General features: G+C 70.9%; 12 protein-coding genes and 2 pseudogenes. 10 read left to right on the forward strand and 4 right to left on the reverse strand.

Annotated elements, in window-relative coordinates:
- Positions 1–207: 207 nt before the first annotated feature.
- Positions 208–858 (reverse strand): DUF6629 family protein, encoded by a 651-nt coding sequence (locus tag OG747_RS02100; RefSeq protein ID WP_405877210.1) that lies wholly within the window; start codon positions 856–858, stop codon positions 208–210.
- Positions 859–935: 77 nt separating this feature from the next.
- Between OG747_RS02100 and OG747_RS02105 the strand changes: the two are divergent.
- The 3 genes and pseudogenes from OG747_RS02105 to OG747_RS02115 all read left to right on the forward strand — a co-directional run.
- A pseudogene (locus tag OG747_RS02105) lies at positions 936–1,139 on the forward strand (acyltransferase); the annotation flags it as partial.
- Between the two features lie 386 nt (positions 1,140–1,525).
- The gene (locus tag OG747_RS02110) at positions 1,526–1,741 is read left to right on the forward strand and encodes a DUF4177 domain-containing protein (RefSeq protein ID WP_363297899.1); all 216 of its coding nucleotides are present in this window, start codon (positions 1,526–1,528) and stop codon (positions 1,739–1,741) included.
- A gap of 234 nt (positions 1,742–1,975) precedes the next feature.
- Entirely contained in the window at positions 1,976–2,773 is a 798-nt protein-coding gene (locus OG747_RS02115) for a VOC family protein (protein WP_405877212.1), read from the forward strand.
- A gap of 1 nt (position 2,774) precedes the next feature.
- Here the strand turns inward: OG747_RS02115 and OG747_RS02120 are convergent.
- Together OG747_RS02120 and OG747_RS02125 are read right to left on the reverse strand one after the other, a co-directional pair.
- A pseudogene (locus OG747_RS02120) lies at positions 2,775–2,957 on the reverse strand (ArsR/SmtB family transcription factor); the annotation flags it as partial.
- A 122-nt stretch (positions 2,958–3,079) separates the two neighbouring features.
- Positions 3,080–3,316 carry a DUF6296 family protein gene (locus OG747_RS02125; RefSeq protein ID WP_405877214.1) on the reverse strand — a complete coding sequence of 79 codons (237 nt, stop codon included), beginning with the start codon at positions 3,314–3,316 and terminating at the stop codon, positions 3,080–3,082.
- A 208-nt stretch (positions 3,317–3,524) separates the two neighbouring features.
- Here OG747_RS02125 and OG747_RS02130 point away from each other — a divergent pair, with 208 nt between their 5' ends.
- The 7 genes from OG747_RS02130 (at position 3,525) to OG747_RS02160 (ending at position 12,841) form a co-directional block, all read left to right on the forward strand.
- Positions 3,525–6,230, forward strand: a complete 2,706-nt coding sequence (locus OG747_RS02130; protein ID WP_405877216.1) for a SpoIIE family protein phosphatase — start codon at positions 3,525–3,527, stop codon at positions 6,228–6,230.
- A 223-nt stretch (positions 6,231–6,453) separates the two neighbouring features.
- A complete protein-coding gene (locus tag OG747_RS02135; protein WP_405877218.1) occupies positions 6,454–6,912 on the forward strand; it encodes a cyclic nucleotide-binding domain-containing protein in 459 nt (152 codons plus the stop codon).
- 38 nt (positions 6,913–6,950) lie between these two features.
- Positions 6,951–7,775 (forward strand): N-formylglutamate amidohydrolase, encoded by an 825-nt coding sequence (locus OG747_RS02140; protein WP_405877220.1) that lies wholly within the window; start codon positions 6,951–6,953, stop codon positions 7,773–7,775.
- Positions 7,776–8,009: 234 nt separating this feature from the next.
- Positions 8,010–9,260, forward strand: coding sequence for a DUF4032 domain-containing protein (locus OG747_RS02145; RefSeq protein WP_405877222.1), 1,251 nt, complete (start codon positions 8,010–8,012; stop codon positions 9,258–9,260).
- Positions 9,261–9,360: 100 nt separating this feature from the next.
- Entirely contained in the window at positions 9,361–11,037 is a 1,677-nt protein-coding gene (locus OG747_RS02150; protein WP_405877224.1) for an FAD-dependent oxidoreductase, read from the forward strand.
- Positions 11,034–12,494 (forward strand): ATP-binding protein, encoded by a 1,461-nt coding sequence (locus tag OG747_RS02155; protein ID WP_405877226.1) that lies wholly within the window; start codon positions 11,034–11,036, stop codon positions 12,492–12,494. The genes OG747_RS02150 and OG747_RS02155 overlap by 4 nt, the downstream gene beginning before the upstream one ends.
- The gene (locus OG747_RS02160) at positions 12,491–12,841 is read left to right on the forward strand and encodes a UBP-type zinc finger domain-containing protein (protein WP_405877228.1); all 351 of its coding nucleotides are present in this window, start codon (positions 12,491–12,493) and stop codon (positions 12,839–12,841) included. The genes OG747_RS02155 and OG747_RS02160 overlap by 4 nt, the downstream gene beginning before the upstream one ends.
- 17 nt (positions 12,842–12,858) lie before the next feature.
- Here the strand turns inward: OG747_RS02160 and OG747_RS02165 are convergent, their stop codons facing one another.
- Positions 12,859–13,359 (reverse strand): VOC family protein, encoded by a 501-nt coding sequence (locus OG747_RS02165; RefSeq protein WP_405877230.1) that lies wholly within the window; start codon positions 13,357–13,359, stop codon positions 12,859–12,861.
- Positions 13,360–13,374: the final 15 nt, after the last annotated feature.

Below are 13,374 nucleotides of genomic sequence, written 5' to 3' on the forward strand. Positions count from 1 at the left end.
GCCGACTCCTTGAAGTGGGCGGCCAGGCCATCGCCGAAGGGTTGCCGGTCCCCGTCCGGACCGTACGTCCGTCCGAAGGGCCTCGGCGCCATGGTCAGTGGCGATTCCGGCGCCGCCCGCAGGCCCACCGCGTCGTCCGTACCGAGCGGACGACGCGCAGGCGGTGGAACCCGCGTTCAATCGATCGGGTGAACGCCGTCGGTGGTCTCAGCCTTCGAGCGGGGTGCAGTCACCCTCCCGCGCCGGCACCTCCGGTCGTCGGTGCACCCAGCCGAACAGCGCCACCGAACACACCGCGGCGAAGGCGCACCAGGTCGACACGAACTTCAGCTCCCACAGCGCCCAGCAGATCACCGCGCCCGCGCCCATCAGCACACCGAGCAGCACGAGTCCGCGGTCGCCGGAGAGCAGGAGGGAACCGAGAGTGGCCAGGAGATAGCCCGCGACGAGCAGTTCCGGGTGGGCCAGATGGACGGCGTAGCCAAGGGTGTGGCCGCGGATCTCGGCCCGCACGGGACGGGTCGCGAGCGCGTACGCGAGGGTCACGGCGGTCGCGACGCCGATCGCCGACGGGACCGTGAGCCGACGCCGGGCATGCCCGGGTGCCGCGCACAGCACACCGGCGGGCACCCACACCACCAGGAGCGGCAGTGCGATGACGGCCCAGGTGACGGTGACGGGGCCCGTGCCCCCGCCGGAGCCCCAGACCATGGACTCGACGATCTGATGAGCCCCGAGGAACAACGGCAGCGCCGCCAGCGGGAGATCGCGGACCCGTCGAGCCCGGGTCACACAGGCCACTCCGACCGCGGCGATCCCGGCACCGGCTGCCAGGTCGGCCGTCGCACTCCAACACATCGCCTCACCAGGGGTCGGCCGTCATGTGATTGCACCTTTACCGCGCACCACGCTACGACGCACCTCGACCGACGCCCGGCGCCGGATTCGGGTTCGGCCCGGCGGGCGAGGGCGGCTCGGGTCCGGGGCAAAAGCCGGGGCTGCAGGGCACCGAGATGTGGCTCGCGATCGTATGGCTGCCGGCGGATCTGGTGGGGGTGGCGGACCGGCTGGAGTACCGGCCGCGTGGCGTCCACCGCCCGGAACCGGCCCGGTCGCCGGGGTTCGCGGCGCCCTGGTAGACCACGCGGTGCGGCGCCCCTGGCATGCTGCGGGCGTGCAGCCACGCTCGTCCGCTGAAGCCACCGAAGCCACGTGGTCGAGGTAGGCGTGGCCGCCCTCGTCGAGGTAGCCGAAGTCGCACGTCCGCAGCTGCGCGAAGCCGTCGGCCGCGTTCCTGCCGGAGATGTCTCCGGTGGCGCGTATGTGGGCGCCGGTCCGTGGCTTTTCCATGAGCCACCTCCGCCCGGCCGGTCCGTTTCCCGTGTCCCGTGTCCCGGACCGATCCTTCATGAAGCTTCGAACTACGGTATCCGTACGAACCGGACCCTCCCCTGTGCCACGGCGAAGAACAGTGATTGGGTGGGCCCCGGCCATGCCGACCGACCCGCAGGAGAACCCCGCAGCCATGAGCAGCCCTTACACGTACGAGTACAAGGTCGTCACCTTCCGGGAGTCGCTGATCGGCGACGCGCTGGACAGCGACAAGCTGGAGAAGGTCCTGAACAAGCACGCCGAGGACGGCTGGGCGCTCAAGGCCATCACCTCCGCCGACGTCAAGGGCCGCATAGGCCCCGGCGCGGTCGAGGGGCTGCTCCTGACCTTCGAGCGGCCCCGCGGATAGCTCCAGTTTTTGCCCGCGTTTACCCGCATACGCCCTCGTATGGTGCGTGGGACGCCGAGGCGGGGGATGCTGGACCTGATGGGACAGCGGATCCGCAGGTGCTCCTGACGTCGTCGGAGGCCTTCCGGAGCGGAAGGCCTCTGTCGGCTGGGCGGAGGCGTACCGCACGCCACCGACGTCCCGGGGCACCGGTGTCCAACCGCTGCCGGCCAGTGAGGTCAGGACGGTACAGCGATGAAGAGCGACGGAACACTCGACCGTGCGGTTCTCTCCAGTCACTCGGTATTCGGCGCGCCCTGCTGGGTCAGCCTGACCACACGCGATCTGCAGGGCGCGCAGGATTTCTACCACGCCGTACTGGGCTGGGAGTGGCGCAGGGGCAGGTTGGGCGAGCACTACATGTTCGCGCGGGTCAACGGGGTACCGGTCGCGGGTGTCTCGGCGATGGCCACCGGCCCGAAGAGGGCCACGTGGACCCCCTATTTCGCCGTGCCCAGCGCGGACGAGACCGTGGCCCGCAGCCAGGAGCGCGGCGGAACGACCGCGGTGGGACCGCTCTCGTTCCCGCCGGGGCGGGCCGCGCTGCTGGCCGACCGGGACGGAGCGGTCTTCGGCATCTGGGAGGGCGAGCTGGTGGCCGACTGGGAGGAGTGGCGCCGCGCGGCACCGGTCTTCGTACGGCTGCACACCCGCGACGCCTTCGACGCCGCCATCTTCTACGCCGAGGTTCTGGAGTGGGCGACCAAGACCCCCGGGTCCTGCGAGGTCCGCTACGAGGACAACGAGGTCGTGCTGCGCAGCCAGGGCGAGGTGGTGGCCCGCATCCACTCGGGCGCGGTGGAGGCGGCACCCGACCCGACGATCAGACCGCACTGGCAGATCCACTTCGCCGTCGCCGACGTGGAGGCCTGCGCGCGGGCCGCGCGCGCTCACGGTGGCACAGCCCACCAGCAGGGGGTCGGCTCGACGGAGGCGATCCTGACCGATCCCTACGGGGCGCACTTCACCGTCACCTCCAAGGGCGCCTGGTAGCTCATCGGGCCCCGGCTGCCGGCGCCTCCCCCAGCGCCGTGCGCTCGTAGCGGACGCGGTGGCCCCGTCGGTGCGACACCAGCAGTCCCGCCGCGCGCAGCACCGACAGATGGGCCGAGACCGACGAGGGGGCCAGACCGTGGCGGTCCGCCAGGGTCGTGGTCGAGGCGGGGATGTCGAGGCCGGCGCGCTGCTCCCGGTCGTCGGAGTGCGCGGCACGTTCCTGGTCGGCGGCGTGCTCACGCTCTCCGCCCTGACGGTTCTGGCCTGGCCCGCCCCCGGTCCGTCGAGGTCCCGGGCGAAGGGTCAGGGCAGTGGCTCGGCGGTCGGCACCTGTGGAGACTGATAACCGCCGCTGGCCAGCATCCGTACCTCACCCGCCGGGCTGATCTCGGCGCGGAGGATGCCGGTGGGGTCGGAGTACACCGGGTTTCCGCCCGGCCCGAGGGCATCGGTCCGTTCGACGACCACCTCGTCGGTGATGACGCCGATGCCGGATTCCTGATGGGTGAAGGTCAGCCGATAACGGTCCGCAGTCTGCATGACAACCTCCCGCGCCGAAATGAGCCAGAGATACAGCCGAGATGAACCAGAGATTGCAAATGCGGGCAAATGAGCCCTCCTCCATGATGCGACCAGATCAGCCGGACAGCAGCGCGCCGAGTGGTCCGGGACACCGGGCCAAAACCGCCCCGGTCACACCACACGACGCCCCTCGCCTCAGGGCGCCGGGCAGTGTAGACATAGGCACATGGTCCGAGTCCTGGGTCGATCGCGGGCTCGGTCGACCCCTCGCCCCAACGGTCCGCGCGACCGGCGCGGACGCGCCGCGGGACTGCGGTCGGCGCTGAGCGGGCGCAGCGTGGCGGGCCAGGTGTTCATGCTGCAGGTGGTGATCGTGCTGCTGCTGGTCGTCTCCGCGGTGGTGGCGCTGGTGCTGCAAGTGCGGCACGACAGCACGCAGGAGGCCCGCAACCGTTCGCTCGCCGTGGCCGAGACGTTCGCCAACGCACCCGGCACCCGCGAGGCACTGCGCGCGGCCAACCCCACGGCCGTGCTGCAGCCGCAGGCCGAGGCCGCCCGCAAGCAGACCGAGGTGGACTTCATCGTCGTGATGAACACCGACGGGATCCGCTACACGCACCCGAAGCCGGACCGGATCGGAAAGAAGTTCGTCGGGAACACCGCCCCCGTGCTGGCCGGTCATTCCATCACCGAGCAGATCAACGGAACCATCGGGCCGCTGGTGCAGGCCACCGTTCCCATCAAGGCGCCCGACGGCAAGGTCGTGGGCATGGTGTCGGCCGGTATCACCACCGCCGACGTGGGCGGTGTCGCGAACCGGCAGCTGCCCATCCTGCTCGCCGCCGCGGCCGCGGCGCTCGCCCTGGCCACGGCGGGTACGGCGCTCGTGAGCCGACGGCTGCTGCGCCAGACCCATGGCCTGGGCCCGTACGAGATGACCCGCATGTACGAGCACCACGACGCGGTGCTGCACTCCGTCCGGGAGGGAGTGATCATCGCCGGCGGCGAGGGACGGCTGCTCCTCGCCAACGACGAGGCGCACCGCCTGCTCGGTCTGCCCGCCGACGCCGAGGGGCGGCACGTCCTCGATCTGGGCCTCGACACGGACACCGCCGACCTGCTGGCCTCGGGACGCGTCGTCACGGATGAGGTACACCTGGTCGGGGACCGGCTGCTGGCCATCAACCAACGGCCCACGGACCTCCAGGGCGGCCCGCCCGGCAGCGTCGCGACGCTCCGTGACTCGACCGAGCTGCGCGCGCTCTCCGGCCGGGCCGAGGTGGCACGGGAGCGCCTGAAACTGCTGTACGACGCCGGGGTGGGCATCGGCACGAGCCTGGACGTGACCCGCACCGCCGAGACACTGGCGGAGGTGGCCGTCCCGCGCTTCGCGGACTTCGCCGCCGTCGACCTGGCCGAGGCCGTGCTGAACGGGGAGGACCCGGAAGCGGTCACCGAGCTGCGCCGCACGGCCTTCAGCGGCATCCGCAAGGACGCGCCCCTCTACCCGGTGGGCGAGAAGATCCGGTTCGTTCCCTCCTCGCCGCAGGCCCGCAGTCTGCGCACGGGCGAGGCGGTCGTCGAGCCCGAGCTCGAAGAGGCTCCCGGGTGGCTGGCTCAGGATCTCGAACGCACGGCGCAGGTCGTGGAGTACGGCATCCACTCGATGATCACCGTGCCGCTGCGGGTGGGCTCGCTGGTGATGGGCGTGGTCAACTTCTGGCGCTCCGAGAAGCCCCAGCCCTTCGACGAGGAGGAGATGGCCCTCGCCGAGGAACTCGTCGCCCGGGCCGCCGTCTCCATCGACAACGCGCGCCGCTACACGCGCGAGCACACCATGGCCGTCACGCTGCAGCGCAGTCTGCTGCCGCGCAACCTGCCCGAGCAGAGCGCCCTGGACATCGCCTACCGCTACCTCCCTGCGCAGGCGGGGGTCGGCGGGGACTGGTTCGACGTCCTGCCGCTGTCCGGCCTCCGGGTCGCCGTCGTCGTGGGCGATGTCGTCGGGCACGGGCTGCACGCGGCGGCCACGATGGGGCGGCTGCGGACGGCCGTCCACAACTTCTCCTCTCTGGACCTGCCGCCCGACGAGATCCTCGGGCTCCTCGACGAGCTGGTCGCCCGCATCGACCTGGACGAGGCGGCGGCGGACAGCGACGTCGCGATCACGGGCGCCACCTGCCTGTACGCCGTCTACGACCCGACCTCCCAGCTGTGCACCGTCGCCCGGGCCGGCCATCCGCCACCGGCGCTGGTCCGCCCCGGGGGCAGCGTCGAGTTCCCCGAGGTGCCTGCCGGTCCCCCGCTGGGGCTCGGGGGCCTGCCGTTCGAGACGGCCGAGCTCAAGTTGGAGGAGGGCAGCCGTCTGGTCCTCTACACGGACGGGCTGGTGGAGGGCCGGGAACGGGACATCGACGAAGGCCTCGAGCTGTTGCGCGCCGCCCTGGCCGGTGCCGACGGGTCACCGGAGGACACCTGCCGGGCCGTGCTCGACGCCCTCCTCCCGGCCCGGCAGGGCGACGACATCGCCCTGATCGTCGCGGACACCCGCGCACTCGCCGCCGAGCACATCGCCGAATGGCAGGTGCCGTCCGAACCGGCCGCCGTCGGGGAGGTGCGCGCCTCGGTCACCCGGCAGCTGGCGGAGTGGGGACTCGACGAGATGGCGTTCACCACCGAGCTGATCCTCAGCGAGCTGGTCACCAACGCGATCCGCTACGGCAGTGGTCCCCTCCACGTCCGTGTACTGCGCGACCGCAGCCTGATCTGCGAGGTCTCCGACAGCAGCAGCACCTCACCCCATCTGCGGTACGCGACCACCATGGACGAGGGCGGACGGGGCCTGTTTCTCGTCGCCCAGCTCGCCGAACGCTGGGGCACCCGCTACACCCTCGCGGGCAAGGTCATCTGGGCCGAGCAGCCCCTGCCGTGAGGGCCGGGCGGCGGCGACGAACGTGCTCGAGACGAACGTGCTCGACATGCCCGGGGCGGAGGTGGGCGCGCACGAGTGGGACCACCTGTCGCGCGCCGAATCCCGTCCCCCGGCGCGACGAACTCCGTGGTTCCCGGTCCAATGGAGGGTGACGGGATACCACCCGCACGACCTGCGGCGCCGCGCCCCACGGGGCCTCGCGGCGGTGCGATGGAGGTCCGCGATGTCCACTGCTCTCCGGCTGCTGCCCGCGCTCTCCCCCGACCATCGTGGACGGCTGATGACCGTGGCCCGGGAGGTCTCCTTCCCGGCCGACGGAAAGATCTTCGAAGCAGGGGGAACCGCGGACCGCTTCTGGGTGGTCCGCTCGGGAACGGTCTCCCTCTACCAGCAGGTCGTCGGCGAGAGACGCATTTCCGTCGCGACGCTGGGGCCCGGCGATCTGCTCGGCTGGTCGTGGCTGTTCCCGCCGCACCGGTGGGACTTCGGCGCCGAGGCCTTCAGCCCCGTACGCGCCTACGAATTCGATGCCGCGGAGGTACGCAGGCTCTGCGACCAGGATCCGACGCTGGAGCTGTCGCTGACGCGGACGATCGCGGCGATCCTCGCGCACCGGCTGGAAACGACCCGCGCGGCCCTGATCGAGCACTACGCACGCCACGGCGGCGGCAGCGTGCGCTGACCCTTGGGCCGGGAGCCGGGCTGCGATAGGAATCTCGCGTGAACCAGACTCCTGACGCCCACGAGATTGCGCACTCCACGGGGACGCCCGGCTCCTTCGAGCTGCTCCCCGGCGCCGCCGCCTCTCCCGTCATCCTGCACGTCCCGCACTCCTCACGGCGCGTACCGGCGCCCGTGCGCGCCGGTATCGCGCTCGACGACGCCGCGCTGGAGCGCGAGTTGGACCACATCACGGACGCGCACACCGCGGAGCTGGCCGCGGCCGCGGCGCGGGTGGCCGGGGTCACTCCATGGCGGTTCGTCAACCGCCTGTCCCGGCTCGTGATCGATCCCGAGCGCTTCCCCGACGAGCGGGAGGAGATGCTGTCCGTCGGGATGGGCGCGGTCTACACACGTACGACGCACCGCGCACCTCTCCGGGCCGCCGACGTCGACCCGCGGCCACTGATCGACCGCTACTTCCATCCGTACGCGGAGGCGATGACGACGGCCGTGGCCGACCGGCTCGCCGTCGCCGGGCGGGCCATTGTCGTCGACGTCCATTCGTATCCGACGGCCCGGCTGCCCTACGAGCTGCACGGCGACGGTCCGCGACCGCCGATCTGCCTCGGAACCGATGCCTTCCACACGCCGCCGGAGCTCGTCGCCCTCGCGGAGAAGGCGTTCGGTGACGCCGGAATCGACAGCCCGTTCTCCGGGGCGTACGTGCCACTGCGCTACTACGGCAAGGAGCCGCTGGTCACGGCCCTGATGGTGGAGATCCGGCGCGACACCTACATGAGCGAGCCGGGCGGCCCGGCGGGTCCGGGGCTCGCCCGCGTCGCCCACGCCCTCGCGGCCCTGGTCGACGCCGTATCGCGGTAGCCGTGCCACGCATCGCCCCGTCACGGGTCGGCCCATCCCGTACATCTTCCACCACCAACCACCCCATGCTCACGCCGGCTCAAGCGCTGGAGCACCTTCCTGACCTGCGTCTCGACGAGGAGACCACCGAGTTGTTCCTGTCGGGCAACCCCCGCCGCGCCTTCCGCCTCGGGGATCATTCGTAGATGCTGGGGCCAGGTACACGTTCGACCCCGAGGTGAGGGCGACCCGTCGATGGCTTTGCAGATCAGCGCCACCAACCCGGAGCACCCCGCGCTCCTGCTCGAACTTCCCTGGCACCTCCCGCTGGAGGAGTGGCCGGAGCACTACCTGGTCCCGCTGCCGCGTGGCATCTCGCGGCACGTGGTGCGCTACGCGCGCGCCGGGGCCGAGGTCGTGGCGGTCAAGGAGCTCGCCGAGCGGCCCGCCCTGCGCGAGTACGAGCTGCTGCGCAGCCTGGACCGGCTCTCCATCCCGGCCGTGGACCCGCTCGCGGTGGTCACCGGGCGCACCGACGGGGACGGCGGGCCGCTGGAGCCCGTCCTCATCACCCGGCATCTGGGCGGCTCGATGCCGTACCGGTCGATGTTCGAGACGACCATGCGGCCGGCCACCATGCACCGGCTGATGGACGCGCTGGCGGTGCTGCTGGTGCGGCTGCATCTGGCGGGGTTCGCGTGGGGCGACTGCTCGCTGTCCAACACGCTGTTCCGGCGCGACGCGGGTGCGTACGCGGCGTACCTCGTGGACGCCGAGACCGGCGATCTGCACCCCCAACTGAGCAAGGGACAGCGGGAGTACGACGTCGATCTCGCGCGCGTCAACATCAGCGGGGAGCTGCTGGACCTGGAGGCGGCAGGGGCGCTGCACCCCTCGGTCGACCCCATCGAGTTCGGTGTGGAGATCTGCGCGCGCTACCGGAGCCTGTGGGAGGAGCTGACCCGTACGTCCGTGTACCCGGCGGGCAGGCACCACTACATCGACCGCCGTATCCGCCGCCTCAACGACCTCGGTTTCGATGTCGCCGAGATGCAGATAGCGCACTCGCCGAACGGGGACACGGTGACCTTCGTCCCCAAGGTCGTCGACGCGGGCCACCACCAGCGCCAGCTGCTGCGGCTGACCGGGCTCGACGCCGAGGAGAACCAGGCGCGGCGCCTCCTGAACGACCTGGAGAGCTGGATGGCCACCCAGGACGACTACGCGCCCGGCGACCCCCTCGCCGCCCGCCCCGAGGTCCTCGCCCACCGCTGGGTGCGGGACGTGTTCCGGCCGACCGTCCGGGCCGTGCCACTGGACCTCCGTGGCTCCATGGACCCGGCCGAGATCTACCACGAGCTGCTCGAACACCGCTGGTATCTGTCCGAGCACGCTCAGCACGACATCGGCCTGGACACGGCCGTGGCGGACTACGTCGCGAACATCCTCCCCAAGATGCGGGAAACCCTGCTGCCGGCGGCCGAGGCCCCGCCCGGACCCGCGTGAGAGCGCGGCTCCGGAGCGGTTGCCGAGCGGTTCCTGAGCAAAGGTGACCGTTCATACATACGATTGAGGACGACACTGTCCTGATCTGGGTGGGAGACGTATGGCACAGGCCGCCAGTTCAGCGCGGACCGTCATTCTGACCGTGGATGACGATCCCGGGGTGTCGCGCGCCGTGGCGCGCGACCTCAGGCGCCGCTACGGCGAGTCGCACCGGATCGTGCGCGCGGAGTCCGGGGAGACGGCGCTGGACGCGCTCAGAGAGCTGAAGCTGCGCGGTGACCAGGTCGCGGTGATCCTTGCCGACTACCGGATGCCGCAGATGAACGGCATCGAGTTCCTGGAGCAGGCGCTCGACGTGTACCCGGGCGCGCGCCGGGTGCTGCTGACCGCGTACGCGGACACGAACGCGGCGATCGACGCGATCAACGTGATCGATCTGGACCACTATCTGCTCAAACCGTGGGATCCGCCGGAGGAGAAGCTCTATCCGGTCCTCGACGATCTGCTGGACGCGTGGCGGCACAGCGACTACCGGCCCGTGCCGACCTGCAAGGTGGTCGGGCACCGGTGGTCGGCGCGCTCCTCGGACGTACGGGAGTTCCTGGCCCGCAACCAGGTGCCGTACCGCTGGTACTCGTCCGACACGGCGGAGGGCCGGCGGCTGCTGTCCGCGGCAGGTCAGGACGGGGAGCGGCTGCCGCTGGTGATCACGCCGGACGGTACGCCACTGGTCGAGCCGGAGGACCCGGATCTCGCGGCGAAGGTGGGGCTCGCCACCACGCCGACGGCGGAGTTCTACGACCTCGTCGTCATCGGCGGCGGTCCGGCCGGACTCGGAGCGGCCGTGTACGGGGCGTCCGAGGGGCTCAGGACCGTGCTCGTCGAACGGTCGGCGACGGGTGGGCAGGCCGGGCAGAGTTCCCGCATCGAGAACTACCTCGGCTTCCCGGACGGGGTGTCCGGGGGACAGCTCACCGACCGGGCGCGACGGCAGGCGGCGAAGTTCGGCGCCGAGATCATCACCGCGCGGGAGGTGACCGGCCTCGAGGTCACCGGAGCGTCCCGCACCATCCGTTTCTCGGACGGCTCGGCGATCTCCGCGCACGCGGTGATCCTGGCGACCGGTGTGTCGTACCGGCAGCTGGAGGCACCCGGCCTGGCGGATCTGACGGGATGCGGGGTCTTCTACGGTTCGGCGCTGACCGAGGCGACCGCCTGCCAGGGCCAGGACGTGTACATCGTGGGCGGGGCGAACTCGGCCGGGCAGGCCGCCATGTACCTGGCGCGGGGCGCCAAGTCGGTCACCCTCCTCGTACGGGGAACGTCGTTGTCCGCCTCGATGTCGCACTATCTGATCCAGCAGATCGAGAAGGCGCCCAACATCACGGTGCGCACCGGCACGGTCGTGGAGTCCGCGCACGGCTCGGACCATCTGGAGCAGCTCACCCTGCGGGACGTGACGAGCGGGCACACCGAACTCGTCGACGCGCAGTGGATGTTCGTGTTCATCGGCGCGGCCCCGCTCACCGACTGGCTTGAGGGAACGGTGTTGCGGGACGAGCGCGGATTCATCCCGGCGGGGCCCGACATGACCGCCGACGGGCAGCCGCCCAAGGGCTGGGAGCTGGACCGGCCGCCGTACCACCTGGAGACCAACATTCCCGGCGTGTTCGTGGCCGGGGACGCACGTGCCGAGTCCGCGAAGCGGGTCGCTTCCGCGGTGGGAGAGGGAGCCATGGCCGTCATGCTCGTCCACCGTTATCTGGAGCAGTCGTGAGCGGGCGGCCGGTGCCGTGCGACATCGCGGAGCTCAGCACGCTGTTCCTGTTCGAGAAGCTGGACGCCGACCAGTTGGAGCGGCTGTGCCGGGAAGGCAGGGTGGAGGAGTTCGAGCCCGGGCCCGTCTACACCGAAGGTGATCCCGCCACTTGCTTCTTCGTGCTGCTGGGCGGCACCGTCGTGATGTCGCGGCGGGTCGCCTCCGACGAGGTGGAGATCAGCCGCACCTCGCAGCGCGGGGTGTACGCCGGCGCCATGCAGGCCTATCTGTCCGGACCGGATCAGGCGCGGTACAAGGGGTCGATGCGGGTCACCGAGCCCTCGCGGTTCTTCGTGCTGCCCGCGGAGACGTTCGCCTCGGTCATGCGGGACTGGTTCCCGATGGCCGTGCATCTGCTGGAGGGGATGTTCTTCGGCGGCCAGAACACCCAGCGGACCATAGGGCAGCGCGAGCGGCTGCTGGCGCTCGGCTCACTGTCGGCCGGGCTGACGCACGAGCTCAACAATCCGGCCGCGGCGGCGGTCCGGGCCACCTCGTCGCTGCGTGAGCGGGTGGCCGGGATGCGGCACAAGCTCGGCTTGATCGCGGCGGGCCCGTATGCGCGCGACGCCCTGGAGACCCTCGTCGAGATCCAGGAGCGCACCGCCGAACAGGTCGCCAAAGCCACGCCGCTGAGCCCGCTGGAGGCCTCCGACCGGGAGGACGCGCTGGCCGACTGGCTCGACGACCACGACATCGCGGGCGGCTGGCAGCTCGCGCCGACGTTCGTGCAGGCGGGGCTCGACACGGACTGGCTGGACCAGGTCGCGGCGGCCGTGGACGAGGACACGCTCCAAGGCGCCGTCCACTGGCTGAACTACACCGTGGAGACCGAGCTCCTCATGAACGAGATCGAGGACTCCACGACCCGGATCTCGCACCTCGTGGACGCGGCCAAGCAGTACTCGCAGCTCGACCGCGCGCCCTTCCAGGTCGTCGATGTCCACGAACTGCTCGACAGCACGCTGATGATGCTTGCCGGGAAGATCGGCTCCGGGATCACGGTCGTGAAGGACTACGACCGTACACTGCCGAAGATCCCCGCCTACCCGGGCGAGTTGAACCAGGTGTGGACGAACCTCATCGACAACGCCGTATCGGCGATGGGCGGCGAGGGGACACTGACCGTGCACACCGCGCACGACCGCGACCAACTGCTGGTCGAGTTCCGTGACACCGGCCCCGGCGTGCCGGCCGAGATCCGCGACCGCATCTTCGACCCGTTCTTCACCACCAAGCCGGTGGGTGAGGGCACCGGGCTCGGACTGGACATCTCCTGGCGGATCGTCATCAACAAGCACCACGGGAGCCTCCAGGTGCAGTCCGTCCCGGGCGACACCCGTTTCCAGGTCCGTCTTCCGCTGACCGCCGCCGACACCGACACCGACACCGACACTCCCGAGGAGTCCTCATGACCCTGCCCGCCGGAATCGACCCGAGCGTCCCGCCGAGTGGGACGGGGTGCGTCGAGTGCGACGCGGCCGGCGGCTGGTGGTTCCATCTGCGGCGCTGTGCGCAGTGCGGTCACATCGGCTGTTGCGACGACTCGCCGGCCAAGCACGCCACCGCGCACGCACAGAGCACCGGCCATCCCATCATCCGCAGTTTCGAGCCCGGCGAGGACTGGTTCTGGAACTTCGACACGTCCGAGCTGTACGAGTCGGGCCCGGAGCTCGCTCCCCCGGTGAGTCACCCCGTGGACCAGCCCACGCCGGGCCCCGCGGGGCGGGTGCCCGCGAACTGGGCCGAGATGCTGCGCTGACCTGCGCGTCCGTGCTCTCAGAGCACGGACGTGCCGTACATCTCCCCCAGCGGTTCGGCGAGGAGTTCGACGCGGACGCCGTCGGGGTCGCGGAGGTAGAGCGAGGTGCCGCTCTCCTCCTGGTACTCGACCCCGGCGGCGCCGAGCTTTTCGCGCAGCCGCTGCCAGGTGGTGGGGTCGACCGAGATGGCCAGGTGGTGCAGTCCGCCGAGGACCTCCGCGTAGGGGCCGAGGTCGAGACCGGGGAAGTCGAAGAACGCCAGCAGATTGCCGTTGCCGAGGTCGAAGAAGAAGTGCGTGGAGCCCTTGTAGTCGCGGTTCTCGATCACCTCGGTGAGCGGGAACTCCAGCACGCCCTGGTAGAACCGCACGGTCCGCTCGACGTCCGAGGAGAGCAGCGCCACGTGGTGCATTCCGCGTGCGGAGCTCGCCGGCCGGTCCGAGGCCAGATGCGTGTCGCGGATGCGTGCGCGCTCCGCCTCGATCGCCGCGAGGTCCAGGGGTTCCAGGGCGCTCATGGGAAACTCCGTCCG

Source organism: Streptomyces sp. NBC_01384 (assembly GCF_045040035.1).
Classification (GTDB): domain Bacteria; phylum Actinomycetota; class Actinomycetes; order Streptomycetales; family Streptomycetaceae; genus Streptomyces.

Bases quoted from the DNA above. Each gene is read 5' to 3' on its own strand.
- OG747_RS02100 (WP_405877210.1), bottom strand. From the start codon at position 858: ATGTGTTGGAGTGCGACGGCCGACCTGGCAGCCGGTGCCGGGATCGCC.
- OG747_RS02110 (WP_363297899.1), top strand. From the start codon at position 1,526: ATGAGCAGCCCTTACACGTACGAGTACAAGGTCGTCACCTTCCGGGAG.
- OG747_RS02115 (WP_405877212.1), top strand. From the start codon at position 1,976: ATGAAGAGCGACGGAACACTCGACCGTGCGGTTCTCTCCAGTCACTCG.
- OG747_RS02125 (WP_405877214.1), bottom strand. From the start codon at position 3,316: ATGCAGACTGCGGACCGTTATCGGCTGACCTTCACCCATCAGGAATCC.
- OG747_RS02130 (WP_405877216.1), top strand. From the start codon at position 3,525: ATGGTCCGAGTCCTGGGTCGATCGCGGGCTCGGTCGACCCCTCGCCCC.
- OG747_RS02135 (WP_405877218.1), top strand. From the start codon at position 6,454: ATGTCCACTGCTCTCCGGCTGCTGCCCGCGCTCTCCCCCGACCATCGT.
- OG747_RS02145 (WP_405877222.1), top strand. From the start codon at position 8,010: ATGGCTTTGCAGATCAGCGCCACCAACCCGGAGCACCCCGCGCTCCTG.
- OG747_RS02150 (WP_405877224.1), top strand. From the start codon at position 9,361: ATGGCACAGGCCGCCAGTTCAGCGCGGACCGTCATTCTGACCGTGGAT.
- OG747_RS02160 (WP_405877228.1), top strand. From the start codon at position 12,491: ATGACCCTGCCCGCCGGAATCGACCCGAGCGTCCCGCCGAGTGGGACG.
- OG747_RS02165 (WP_405877230.1), bottom strand. From the start codon at position 13,359: ATGAGCGCCCTGGAACCCCTGGACCTCGCGGCGATCGAGGCGGAGCGC.